This is a genomic window from Agriterribacter sp., assembly GCF_035445465.1.
Taxonomy (GTDB): Bacteria; Bacteroidota; Bacteroidia; order Chitinophagales; family Chitinophagaceae; genus Agriterribacter.
On sequence record NZ_DAOMQT010000003.1, the window covers coordinates 205165 to 217811 of the forward strand.

9 protein-coding genes are annotated in these 12647 nt (G+C 47.6%); 5 read left to right on the plus strand and 4 right to left on the minus strand.

Annotated features, from left to right (window positions below; genetic code table 11):
- The first annotated feature begins 101 nt into the window (after nt 1-101).
- The 4 genes from dgoD to PLE34_RS03035 all read left to right on the plus strand — a co-directional run bounded on the left by dgoD (nt 102) and on the right by PLE34_RS03035 (nt 6570).
- Nucleotides 102-1250, plus strand: coding sequence for a galactonate dehydratase (gene dgoD, locus PLE34_RS03020; RefSeq protein WP_324554087.1), 1149 nt, complete (start codon nt 102-104; stop codon nt 1248-1250).
- Nucleotides 1251-1446: 196 nt separating this feature from the next.
- Nucleotides 1447-3771, plus strand: coding sequence for an alpha/beta hydrolase (locus PLE34_RS03025; RefSeq protein ID WP_324554088.1), 2325 nt, complete (start codon nt 1447-1449; stop codon nt 3769-3771).
- A 56-nt stretch (nt 3772-3827) separates the two neighbouring features.
- The gene (locus PLE34_RS03030) at nt 3828-5177 is read left to right on the plus strand and encodes a Gfo/Idh/MocA family protein (protein WP_324554090.1); all 1350 of its coding nucleotides are present in this window, start codon (nt 3828-3830) and stop codon (nt 5175-5177) included.
- An 85-nt stretch (nt 5178-5262) separates the two neighbouring features.
- Nucleotides 5263-6570, plus strand: a complete 1308-nt coding sequence (locus PLE34_RS03035; RefSeq protein WP_324554092.1) for an MFS transporter — start codon at nt 5263-5265, stop codon at nt 6568-6570.
- A gap of 30 nt (nt 6571-6600) precedes the next feature.
- Here the strand turns inward: PLE34_RS03035 and PLE34_RS03040 are convergent, their stop codons facing one another.
- Nucleotides 6601-7644 carry a LacI family DNA-binding transcriptional regulator gene (locus tag PLE34_RS03040; RefSeq protein ID WP_324554094.1) on the minus strand — a complete coding sequence of 348 codons (1044 nt, stop codon included), beginning with the start codon at nt 7642-7644 and terminating at the stop codon, nt 6601-6603.
- A gap of 315 nt (nt 7645-7959) precedes the next feature.
- On the opposite strand from PLE34_RS03040, the gene PLE34_RS03045 reads away from it, so the two are divergent.
- Nucleotides 7960-8832 carry an AraC family transcriptional regulator gene (locus tag PLE34_RS03045; RefSeq protein ID WP_324554096.1) on the plus strand — a complete coding sequence of 291 codons (873 nt, stop codon included), beginning with the start codon at nt 7960-7962 and terminating at the stop codon, nt 8830-8832.
- On the opposite strand, the gene PLE34_RS03050 is transcribed toward PLE34_RS03045, so the two are convergent.
- Genes PLE34_RS03050 through PLE34_RS03060 form a run of 3 tightly spaced genes read right to left on the minus strand, consistent with a single transcriptional unit; the run spans nt 8810 to nt 12505 of the window.
- A complete protein-coding gene (locus PLE34_RS03050; RefSeq protein ID WP_324554098.1) occupies nt 8810-9406 on the minus strand; it encodes a sarcosine oxidase subunit gamma in 597 nt (198 codons plus the stop codon). The two genes, PLE34_RS03045 and PLE34_RS03050, sit on opposite strands and share 23 nt — an antisense overlap.
- Nucleotides 9407-9416: 10 nt before the next feature.
- Complete coding sequence (locus PLE34_RS03055) at nt 9417-12101, minus strand: glycine cleavage T C-terminal barrel domain-containing protein (RefSeq protein WP_324554100.1); 2685 nt, start codon at nt 12099-12101, stop codon at nt 9417-9419.
- Nucleotides 12098-12505 carry a sarcosine oxidase subunit delta gene (locus tag PLE34_RS03060; RefSeq protein ID WP_324554102.1) on the minus strand — a complete coding sequence of 136 codons (408 nt, stop codon included), beginning with the start codon at nt 12503-12505 and terminating at the stop codon, nt 12098-12100. The genes PLE34_RS03055 and PLE34_RS03060 overlap by 4 nt, the downstream gene beginning before the upstream one ends.
- Nucleotides 12506-12647: the final 142 nt, after the last annotated feature.

The following is a 12647-nucleotide window of genomic DNA, read 5'->3' on the forward strand; positions in this document are numbered from 1 at the left end:
CTGTAAAAAAATAAAAATACCGGGAAGAAATCCGAAGCGGTTTACTTACTGTTGGGGATAAACGAAAGTATAATCACAACCAGGGTAATATTCATTAAAATATGAAAATCAAAAAAATTGAGCTGTTTAAAGTTCCGCCCAGATGGCTTTTTCTTAAAATAACAACCGCCAGTGGCATCACAGGATGGGGAGAGCCTGTAATTGAAGGTAAAGCCGATACGGTAAAAGCGGCTGTTGAAGAAATGGCATCTTATTTAACAGGAAAAGATGCCCGGCATATTGAAGACATCTGGCAAACACTTTACAGGGGAGGGTTCTATCGTGGCGGTCCTATACTTATGAGCGCTATTGCCGGCATAGACCAGGCATTATGGGATATCAAAGGTAAAGCGCTCGGTGTTCCTGTATATGAATTACTGGGAGGCGCCGTAAGGGATAAAATGAAAATTTATGGCTGGATAGGCGGCGACAAACCTTCACAGGTTGTAGCGGGTGCAAGGAAAAGAATGGAAGACGGCTTTCTTGCAGTGAAGATGAATGCCTGCTCAGAAATGGAATGGATAGATACCCCAAAAAAAATTGAAGAAGCCGTAACAGCCATCGCTTCTGTGAGAGATGCTATCGGATACGACAGAGGACTGGGAATTGACTTCCATGGGAGAGTACATAAAGGCATGGCTAAGGCTTTCATGCGCGAGCTCGATTTGCTGAAACCGATGTTTATTGAAGAGCCTGTGCTTTCGGAAAATTTTGAGGCATTTTCGGGTTTAGCGCAATATACTGCAGCGCCTATTGCAACCGGCGAGCGTTTGTTCAGCCGTTGGGATTTTAAACGTTTATTTGAACAGGGGGCAGTAGATATTATTCAACCCGATGTAAGCCATGCCGGAGGCATTACAGAAGTAAAAAAAATAGCGGCTATGGCCGAAGCTTATGATGTAGCCCTGGCCCCGCATTGCCCGCTCGGTCCTGTTTCTTTCGCGGCAGCGCTTCATATAGATTTTAGCTGCATTAACGCTTTTATACAGGAGTCCAGCATTGGCATTCATTACAATGAAGGAACCGATTTGCTTGATTATCTCTTAAACCCTGAAGTATTTGATATAAAAAACGGTTATATCAGCCGGCCCGTTTTGCCCGGACTGGGTGTGGAAATCAATGAGGAAAAAGTAAGAGAAATGGCAAAAACCGGGCATAGCTGGAAAAACCCGGTGTGGCGTAATCCCGATGGAAGCATTACAGAATGGTAGCAATGCTTATGATAAAATTTTTAATAAACCTGACAATAGACGGCAATAAAAAAAAAACATGCTACAAAATTCCCTACGAGGTTGTCTCAAAAGTAATATTTTGCCACGAAGTCACGAAAACACGAAGAAAATAAAACCTGAAGATCAGGACTTTGTGCCCTTGTGTCTTAGTGGCATATCTTCTATACCGGACCTTTTGAGACAGCCTCATAATAATACAGGCAGGCGCACTCCAGCTATAGCAGGTTTCTTTTTCCTGTTCTTATTATTTTCGAAAGCATCGGGCCAACCGGGCATTCCATTTACCAGCTTACCCCTTACCGGGCAGGGCGACTTTTCGGCTGCCATGGTAGAAGGGATCAATCATTTCCTGTTAAAAGAAACGGAGCGTTTGCAAAAACAGCGTTCGGCTTTGTGGAAAGCAGATTTCAGCTCAGCAGCGGCATTTAAAATATCCATATCGGCCCAACATGAGCTTTTGAAGCTGTCGCTGGGTATTGCAGAGGAAAGCGTAAGCCCCGGACTGGAAGTACAAAGCAATAGCGAACTACAACCATTTTTAGTTGAAGCAAAAAGATACAGGATCTATGCCGTGCGCTGGAAAGTGATAGAAGGACTTTCATCGGAAGGATTATTGCTGATACCCAAAAGAAAAGCCCTTGCGCGTATAGTGATGATACCCGATGCCGACGTGTCGCCCGAAGTGCTGGCAGGCATGCAACAAGCAGGTGCGCCAGGTTTTGGAGCAGCGCTGCATCTGGTTAAAGCAGGCTTTGAGATCCTGATCCCGTCGCTGGTAAACCGCGATTTTAAATATTCAGGCAATCCTTCACTGGGCACTTCTACCCAACAACCTCACCGGGAGTGGATATACAGGCAGGCCTATACGGTAGGCAGGCACGTGATCGGCTATGAGCTGCAGAAAATTTTTTCAGCTATTGACTGGTTCCATACCCGCAACCAGGCGGAAGGCGATGCGCTGCCTACCGGCATTGCAGGTCATGGCGAAGGCGGCCTGCTGGCATTATACGCAGCAGCAATTGACCAGCGTATTGCGGCTACCTTAGTGAGCGGATATTTCAACGCGCGGGAGGAGTTGTGGAAGGAGCCTATATACCGGAATGTTTCCGGCTTATTGAAAACATTTGGCGATGCGGAGCTTGCGGTTATGACATGGCCGCGATCATTGATCATTGAACATGCCACAGCTCCTGAAATCATACACTCCAACCGGGGCGCCACGCCCGGTATTCTGACATCGCCCATGTTTAAAAGCGCGCATACGGAATTCCTGCGGGCAAAAGCAATGCTGCCGGCTACCGCCCAACTTACTTTCGTACACAACAGTACAGAACCCGTATTACAACCATTTTCTACCCCTTCACTCCGGGCTTTTGCGAAGGCGCTTCATGTTGAGCTGCCTAAAAAGATGTTGCCTGCGCCAGAAGCAGCTATACCCATTAACTGGATAAACGATGAAGAAAGGCAGGAGCGTATCGTTCGCGAAATGAACAATCATATACAGCATGTACTGGCTGTGTGTGAACGTACCCGGAATAAAGATTTCTGGGAGAAACTAAAAGGCGATGCTGCTGCGCAGGAAAAGGTGAAAGAAGAAGAGCGCGAACGGTTCTGGCAGGTATTAGGAAAACTGCCAACGCCCTCCGATCCACTTAATGTAAAAGCGAGGATATACCAGCAGTCAGACAAATGGATCAGCTATGAAGTAACACTGGATGTTTTCAGTCCTGATGTATATGCCTGGGGCATTTTAACAGTGCCCAAAGGTATTAAACCGGGTGAAAAGCGGGCGGTAGTAGTATGCCAGCATGGTCTCGAAGGCCTTCCGGCCGATGTGGTTACTACCGATTCAACCGCACAGGCCTTTCATTACTATAAAGGCTATGCCACGCGGCTGGCAGAAAAAGGATATATTACCTTTGCGCCGCATAACCCTTACCGTGGTAAAGATTCCTTCCGTGTCATTCAGCGCAAAGCAAATCCGCTTGGACTTACTTTATTTTCGGTCATTATCAGCCAGCACCAACGAATAGTTGAATGGCTGCAGCAACTTTCTTTTGTGGATCCTCAAAAAATTGCATTCTATGGACTATCTTATGGAGGTAAAACCGCCATGCGTGTACCGGCTGTCGTGAAAGGATACGCCCTCTCCATTTGCTCTGCGGATTTTAACGAATGGGTACGAAAAGTGTCCACTACGGAACATCATTTCGGTTATGTGTATACGGGAGAGTATGATATGCCGGAATGGAATCTTGGACATACTTTTAACTACGCCGAAATGGCCGCGCTGATCGCTCCCCGCCCTTTTATGGTAGAACGGGGGCACTTTGACGGGGTTGGCACAGATGAGTGGGTGAATTACGAATACGGAAAAGTAAAAAGGCATTATGATCTCACCGGACTTGAAGAATCCGTGCGGATAGAACATTTCGCCGGCCCGCACAGCATTCATGGCAAGGGCACATTTGAGTTCCTCGATGATCATCTTAAACGCTGATGCAATGAACTTCAATAAACACATATTACTATTATCCATTTTCAAAAAAAGCAGCTATGCAAAGACGTAATTTCATTAGCCATGTGGCGCTCGGGGCAATGGGGGTTAGCTTAGGCTCCTCTTTTATAACAAAAAAACAGGGCGGATCCAATGATAAAATTGTGCTGGCCCTTATAGGGTGCGGAGGCCGTGGCCGGGATGTACTATCCGGAATAGTAAAGGAAAATGAAAATGTAGAAGTAAAATATTTGTGCGATGTAAACGAAACCCTCGCTGCCATTCCTGCTGAAATAGAAGCCTATGCAAAAAAGCAGGGGTACGCGCCAAAGTTTATTACAGATATGCGCAGGGCATTTGACGATAAAGACGTGGATGCAGCAGTAATATGTACGCCGGAGCACTGGCATGTGCTGGCATCCGTATGGGCATTGCAGGCAGGTAAGCATGTGTATGTGGAGAAAAATCCAACGTTATCTATATGGGAAGGTCAGCAGCTCATTGCGGCCACAAAAAAATATAAGAAAGTATTGCAGATCGGTTTTCAAAACAGGAGCGCCCCTTATGCATTTTCTGCACGTGATTATATTAAATCGGGAAAATTAGGCAGCATCGTTCATGTAAAATGTTACAACCTGCTGGGAGGGTCAAAATGGATGCCGGAACCCGATACTGCCGTGCCTGCAGGACTGAACTGGGACGCGTGGCAGGGACCTGCAAAAAGCGTTCCCTATAATCCCAACAGACATAGCATGACAGGCCGTGGCGGCTGGCTCGATTTCTGGTCTTACGGAGGAGGCGCGTTATCAGACGATGCCAGCCATGTAATGGACCTGGCACGGTTAGCCATGGGAGATCCGGGTCATCCTGCATCGGTTTACTGCACCGGCGGGAATGTTGGCTTTCACTCTCAAAAAGAAACGCCGGAGTTTTTGAACATTACTTACCAGTTCCCCAATTTTTCCATGACCTGCGAAAGCGGTTCCTGCACACCGTATATGACCAAAGAAGGACGGGAGGTAAGATACGGAAGCAAATGGCCCTATTGGCCGCAAAATTCTACCCGGATTGAAATTTACGGAACCGAACGCATCATGTACCTCGGGCGCCATGGCGTTGGATGGCAGGTAATGGAAGTGGACGGAAAAATTGTTGATATGGATAAGGGGTACTTCCCCGACAAATTTCATCAGAAGGACTTTATTGACAGCATCCGCTTAAGCAAAGCTCCAAATGGCGATGTAACACAGGGACACCTGAGCGCTTCCCTTGTACACCTTGCCGATATTGCTTACCGGGTGGGTAACCAATACCTGGAATTTAATGCTACAACGGAAAGGTTTACCAATAATAAAGCTGCCAATACCTTTCTTAAAGGACATTACCGTTCGCCGTACATCATTTCATAAACATTGATGGTGCAGCACATCCCCATCATCAGCTATTCAGCAACTCAAACCACATGAAGGTACGTGTATGCATTATATGTCAAAAATGAAAAGTAAACCGCTTGCCACCCCTTCATCTATTGCACTGCCCAGGATCAGATGGCTGATGTTATTTTTTGCCTTTGCGGCAACTGTATTAAATTATGTTGACCGGCTGGCATTTAATTACCTAAGTGCTAATGGCGAGCTGAGAGCGCTTATCCCTAATGATGCCTTTGGCTATATTGCAACCGCTTTTTTTGTGGCTTATATGGCCTCCAACCTCGTGTCCGGATTTATTATTGACAGGCTCGGTACCAGGCTGGGATATTCGATATGCATGGCTTTCTGGACAACCGCTTCCCTGCTTCATGCGGTTGCGCGCTTACCTTTTCATTTCGGCATCTGCCGGTTTTTACTGGGCATAGGGGAAGCGGGTAACTGGCCGGCAGCCATAAAGCTTACCAGCGAGTGGTTTACACCTGAGGAGCGATCTACCGCTACCGGTATATTCAACAGCGGCGCCGCAATAGGAGCAGTAGTAGCGCCACCACTCATAGCATGGCTTGGCATGCGTTATGGCTGGCAGCTCACTTTTGTTATCATCGGGTCGCTGGGCTATATATGGCTTGCCGCATTCTGGTTTACCTATTATACACCTGAAAGCGCAAAAAAAGCGTCAAAGGCACGCACCATACCCCCGCTTAAGCTCATAAAAACAAAATTTGTTTATTGGTTTACTTTTTCAAAAATTTTCATGGACCCGGTTTGGTATTTTATTACCTTCTGGATAGGAAGATACCTGGTAGATGTTCATGGCTGGGGGTTGGATAAAATTGGATGGTTTGCCATGTTTCCTTTCATTGTTGCAGATATCGGCAACATACTGGGAGGGCTCTTTACCCAGTTTATTATTAAACGCGGAACACCGGTGGGTAAAGCAAGGAAGATAGCAACAGGCCTTTTTGGATCGTTGCTGGCGCTTTCCCTTATGCTGGGGCCATTTATTATTACCAGTCCTGCAACCGCGCTTGTGGTGCTAAGCATTGCCGGCTTTGGTTATGCGGCCTATACATCCAATACCATGGCTTTTCCGGCAGACGTAGTGCCATTGAGCGCAACAGCTTCCGTTTGGGGTGTAGCCAGCGTAGGCGCCGGGTTGGGCGGCGCCATATTCCAGGCCTTATCGGGCTTTACTATTGAAAATATTTCAAAAGCATACAATTATACTTTTGCTTACCATGCTGTTTTTGTGGGATATGGAATAATGGCGTTAATAGCGGTATGTATTATATTGTTTGTACTGGGCCCGCTTAAAAAAGATGATGCGCTTCACGAATACGCTGAAAATGGCATCAATAAAGAAGCGGCATAAACAACGCATTCACCAGGCTATTGCTCCATGTTACATGGCGCGCACTCTCTCCGATGATTCGCGAACAATAAGCGAACTTTCAATGACCTGCATCTCAAAATTTTGCGCAACAGTATTAACCGGCGCTGCCGCAAGCATATGATTGAAATACATGTTGGCGGCGGCTTTGCCAAGATTTCTGCTCTGCTGGTCAACAGAGGAAAGGGTTGGAAAGGTAACTTCCGTGAATGTTTCATTAGAAAAGCCGATAATACCCACCTCGTCAGGAACACGCAGCCCCAGTGACCATGCCGCTTTAAGAACGCCAAGCGCCGCATGATCGGTAACAGTAAAAAAAGCATCGGGCGGATCCTTATACTGCAACAGCTCGGTGGCAGCTTTCAGCGCTGTTTCCGTTTTAAATTCATTATCCAGGATATAATTATACGGAATATTAAGATCGGCTTCTTTTATTGCCTGCAGGTAACCCTGTTTCCGGTCGTTGTAAACGGTAAGATGATCAGAGCCGCCTAAAAAAGCGATCTTTTTATACCCCTGCTCTATTAAATGTTTCACGGCTTCATAAGCAGCATGACTGTTATCATTTACCACACGATGGCTTGCAAAACTTTCATCTACACGATCAAACTGAACTAACCCCATCTGATTGTTTTTTATTTCCAGCAAATGCTGTGTTGCCCTGGTTTCCTGCGAGAGTGAGATAAGGATGCAGTCTACATTCTGGTGTATGAGCGTTTGGATGCACTGTACTTCCCTTTCATAAGATTCATCTGACTGGCAAATAATAAGCCCGTGATTGTTTTCAAAGCAAACCTCCTCCATGCCGGCAATTGCGTTAGAAAAAAAAGCCACATTGATCTTAGGAACAATTACACCGATGGTTCTTGAAAAGCCACTTCTCAGGTTGGCCGCATTTGAATTGTACTTGTAGTTGAGCTCATTGGCCTTGGCTTTAACCAAAGCCTTTATTTTGTTACTCACAGATGGCAGGTTGTTCAGCGCTTTTGAAACGGAAGAAGGCGCAATACCCACTTCCTTTGCAATATCATAAATCGTTATTCTTTTTCCTTTCATACTGTTATTTTTCATAGCCGGTTGGTGCAAACCGTTCGGGGCGTTCCAAAAGTAGTTTTTATTTTTTAATTCAGGAAACCGATTGCCAATAAATTAAAAATTGTCGTATGTATGCTTTGGGGAATAAGAACAGCGCCTAAGGCTAATTGCCCGTCTGTAGTCCTTACCAGCCGACAACAACCTGAAGCGCATCTGGTTACTTGCTTTAAATCATAAAAAATAATCCCGATTATGAGTAATAGTTAAATATATAGCGTAATTTAGGAAACCGGTTTCCATTATAATTTTATGTTGGCCATAATTAACTGATTTTTTATGTTGAAAACTGCAAAACCATCTTTTAAACATGTTAGCTGGAGCGGTAACAGTTGCTTCAATGCAAAGATTGATTGCGGGGAAAACCTGTCGAATGCCTGGCATTACCATCCGGAGATCGAACTGATACTGATAAAAAATTCAGAAGGAACAAGAATCATTGGTACCAGTGTAGAGAATTTCAAAAACAATGATCTCCTGCTCATTGGCAAGAACCTTCCCCACGCATTCCTGCATGAAGAAAGATTCCTGCAGAACAAGGACAATCCGCCGGAGGCCATGGTGCTGCAGTTTCATGAAAACTTCCTTGGCAGCGACACGCTCCTGCGCCCTGAATTCAGGGAAATACAACAGTTGCTTTCCACCGCCTGCCAGGGGTTATTTGTTGAAGACCATGCCAGGACCCGGATCATTCCCATGATTGAAAAAATTTTTGAAGCTGTTTCGCTCGACAGGATAATCATATTATTAAACATCCTGAAGATCCTTACGGAAAGGAATACCTGCAGAACATTGATCAAAACGGAGCCGGTTCACGCAAAATATGCAGAAGACCCAAGAATCACCAGCATCCTGGATTATACTTACGCCAATTACGATGAGCATATCAGGATTGATGATGTGGCAAAAATTGCCAACCTAACCAGGGAATCTTTCTGCAGGTATTTTAAAACCAGCACCAATAAAACATATCTGGAGTTTCTTACAGCATTCAGGATCAGTAAAGCCTGTAATATGATAAAATATGATCAGCGTTCCATAAAGGAAATAGGCTATTCCTGCGGTTTCGACAGCCTGTCTAATTTTTATTACCAGTTCAGGAGAATTATGAAACTCAGTCCGCTTGAATTTAAAAGGGAGAACCAGCATTAATTTTTCGTGCTATAAGCCACTCCTCCGCTGCGTCTGCCAGCGCCTTCCACAAGTGCAAAGCGAAAGAGCTTCGGACCATGACACGGTAACAAAACGGGGCAATATGGCACACGACCACCGGGGCTTTCGCCATGAGCCCCTGGGAGACACTTGCAACAGGAAAACTTTTTTCCCGCAGATCCTGTTCCCAAAGGTGGGCGAGCACTTCGCGGGCATGAGTCCCTTCCAGTTCAATAGTAGTACGTTGACCGCTCACATCAACCGCGCTGAAATGATATTGGTTCTTCAATAGTGCGAGTTGCTGCTCCGCTTCCTCCAACCCTACCATAAGCCACCAGTCAGGAGCAAGACAGAGGACATGCGCTTCCCCTCCACCACCAGGTACTGACGTGGTTTGGATCTGGCCTGTCTTTGCCGGTAGTTCTATACCCAATGCTCCGGTAACGACAAGCTGGGCTACGCTTCCGGGTGCAACACGGAGATCAATGGTATGCAATCCCGGCAATTCACGGATCGCCACAGTAGCGGCGGTTCCTGTATGTTTTCCTTCCAACGGACTTTGTTTGGCGATCATATGTGCTTGATTAATCTCTTCTGATATTTTCCTTGTCAATAAATACGCTGTTGCATATAGTAGCATGCAACAGTTTTTTTCCTATAGGCACAGCCACCACTTCACCCATCCGGTTCAGTCCATCAGCCACCAGCGCCAGCGCGAACGAACGCCCAAGTGCCGGTGAATAGTAAGCGCTCGTTACGAAACCGGTATGAGGAGTTTTGTTGTACTGATCCGGTTGCGCATTCAATACTGTGATATATGCTCCTTCCGGGATCACTTCTTCATCCTTCTCCTGTATCAATCCAACCAATTGCTGTCTTCCCGCTGCTTTCAGGTAAGGCAACTGTAAGGAGCGCTTTCCGATGAACTCCTTCTTTTTGGAAACAATCCACGACATATTGAGGTCAGGTGGCGTTTGCGTGCCATCGGTATCCTGCCCGATAATAACATATCCCTTTTCCGCCCGCAGCACGTGCATGGTTTCTGTGCCATAGGCAGTCAGGTCGTAAGCACGTCCGAGCGTCCATAGTCTTTCCCATATATGGCGGGCATCTCCCCAGGTTGAGTTGATCTCGAATGCCAGCTCTCCTGAAAAGGAGATCCGTGCTATCCGCACCGGAATGCCATCAATCGTTGCATCCCGGTTGTGCATAAAAGGAAATGCATCTTTTGAGAGGTCAATATCTTTTACCAGTTCGTGGAGGAGTTGCCTGCTTTTCGGGCCAACTAATGCAATGGTCGAAATATGCTCGGTAACCGAGGTGCAATAAACCTCCAGCTCAGGCCACTCTGTCTGCAACCACTCTTCCAGCCATGCCAGCACGCGGGCGGCACCTCCTGTTGTGGTGGTCATGAGGAAATGGTTTTTACCCAGCCGGGTGGTAACGCCGTCATCAAACACGATCCCGTCAGCCTTACACATCAGTCCATAACGGCACTGCCCTTCCGGTAAGGTAGAGAACATATTGGTATAGATGCGGTCGAGGAAAATCCCGGCGTCCGCACCCCGGATATCAATTTTTCCAAGGGTAGAGGCGTCCATTACGGCCACACCCTGCCTGGCTGCTACGCACTCCCGCCGGACCGCCTCATCCATGCTTTCACCCGCTTTCGGGAAATACCAGGGTCGTTTCCATTGCCCCACATCCTCGAATACCGCCCCGGCTTCCACATGCCATTGATGGAGTGCTGTAATGCGGATGGGATCAGACAATGCTCCGCGTTCCCGCCCTGCAAGCGCAGCAAAAGGTATGGGCACATAAGGTGGACGAAAAGAAAGCGTACCTACCTCGGCAGGTGAGAGCCCGTCCTTTCCGTTCAGTTGGCAAAGTGCACCAATGGTGAGCATGCCGCTCGTTTTACCCTGGTCGTGTGCCGTGCCGATGGTAGTATATCGTTTAATGTGCTCTATACTCAACAACCCTGCCCCAACGGCGCGGCGCAGGTCGTGCAATGTGGTATCGCGCTGAAAGTCTATGTAAGCATGCCGTGCCTGTTCGGCATCGAGCGTCGGCCCAAAGTATACTGCCGGATCGTCATCGCCCCCGAAGTCGCCCGCCAGCATGCCGGCGGTGCGAAGCTGGTCGGTAGCGTGGTTTACCAGGAAGGCGGCGTGTTCCTCACTCCATTTTGGTTTGATGCCGATATGCGTTGCAAGATCAACAATAGGCGTCCAGCCACCGGATACAGCGAGCAGATCGGCAGCGGTTTGAAATATTTCTTTTGTCTCAAGATCCTGTATGGTGACGCTGTTTAAAACTCCTTCCGCATTAGAAGACGTATCAAGCACAGTGGAACGAACACGTATAGGAATACCTGCAGCCTTCGCGGCATCTACACTAACTCCCCTGGCGGATGATCGTACATCATAAATACCCTGTACGGATACGCCGGCAGTATGAAGCCTAAGCGCATCGCGGTAGCCCTGGTTATCAACCGTAGCTACTACAACCTGCTTAAATATTTTTACGCCATGCACCGCCACATAAGTAGCTGCAGCATGAGATAGCATAATGCCGGGTCTGTCGTTATTGGCGAAGATCAACGGGCGCTGAAATGCACCTGGCGCCAATACTACACGTTCGGCACGGATATGCCATACCCGGATGCGGGCGCGGTTCGCCGGCGCGGCATTACCAGGGTGATCGCTTCGCCGCTCAATGGCAACAACATAATTCTGATCGTATAATCCAACTGCCGTGCACCTGGATAGATAAGTAAGGTTCTTATGCGCGAGCATACCCTGTAAGGCAGAAGGTAATTCCAGCCCAAGGTGCCGGAGATGACCGCCAGGTCCTGGCTGGTCGTCAATCAGCAGCACTTCACGGCCTGCACGAAGCTCCTCATCTGCGGCCGTAAGTCCCGCAATACCTGCCCCTATCACCAGCGTGTCCACATAGCGGTTGGTTTTATCATAACGTGCTTCTTCGGGATCTTCAGGCAGTGCGCCGATGCCGGTCAAACTGCGTGCCGCCAATCCTTCCACTACTTCAATCACGGTAGCCGGGCGCATGGATTCTTTTGTGCCTGATACCAGTTGCACGAGTGCATTGGGTTCTTCAACGCCCAATCCGATCACGCCCCGCGCACGGCCATGATAGGTGCTGTTGGTGATGGACAGCAGACCGCAGCGCAGCAATGCAGCCGCCATGGGCTCACCGTGATGTCCATTGTATAATTTGTCATCAAAACTGAAAGTAATTCCGCTCATTTGCCCGAGCCCTCCTGCACGGTTGTACCGGGCGCTTTTGGTTGTTTGGTAAAGGGAAGATATGCCGGCCCGATTTCATGGGTAACGGTGTTGCGCCAGAGGTTGAACCATTTGCCACATCCGGCAAAGTGCACCCAACGCTCGGCAAGCCACCCCTTGGGATTGGCGCGGATATGCAGGTATTTTGCCCACTCGCTATCGGCCAGTGTGTTAGGATCAGGGTAAGCAACGCCAGCCTCAGCTCCGTAATGGAACTCAGTTTCGTTGCGCAGCCCGCAATGGGGACAAGGAATGTAAAGCATACTATAAATTTTATAAGGCTGCCGCTCACTTACTGCGTTAGCAGCACCTGTTTTAGTGTATTCATGATGCCATTGGTACTGCAGTACAAGGGTGTGACACAAGGGACGATGCTATGAAATACAATTGCCGGTAACAAAAAATAATTCATTTAGATACCGGCAGCGGTTTTTTATGGCATCTTCGTTGCATCGCAATCACTTCATCGTTCAGTTATAATGGCGTCTTCAGGTTTTATACAAAAAT

Excerpts from the sequence above, each read along its gene's own strand:
- PLE34_RS03040 (WP_324554094.1), bottom strand. The coding sequence starts at position 7,644 with ATGAAAGGAAAAAGAATAACGATTTATGATATTGCAAAGGAAGTGGGT.
- PLE34_RS03055 (WP_324554100.1), bottom strand. The coding sequence starts at position 12,101 with ATGAGCGGAATTACTTTCAGTTTTGATGACAAATTATACAATGGACAT.
- PLE34_RS03035 (WP_324554092.1), top strand. The coding sequence starts at position 5,263 with ATGAAAAGTAAACCGCTTGCCACCCCTTCATCTATTGCACTGCCCAGG.
- PLE34_RS03050 (WP_324554098.1), bottom strand. The coding sequence starts at position 9,406 with ATGATCGCCAAACAAAGTCCGTTGGAAGGAAAACATACAGGAACCGCC.
- PLE34_RS03030 (WP_324554090.1), top strand. The coding sequence starts at position 3,828 with ATGCAAAGACGTAATTTCATTAGCCATGTGGCGCTCGGGGCAATGGGG.
- dgoD (WP_324554087.1), top strand. The coding sequence starts at position 102 with ATGAAAATCAAAAAAATTGAGCTGTTTAAAGTTCCGCCCAGATGGCTT.
- PLE34_RS03045 (WP_324554096.1), top strand. The coding sequence starts at position 7,960 with ATGTTGAAAACTGCAAAACCATCTTTTAAACATGTTAGCTGGAGCGGT.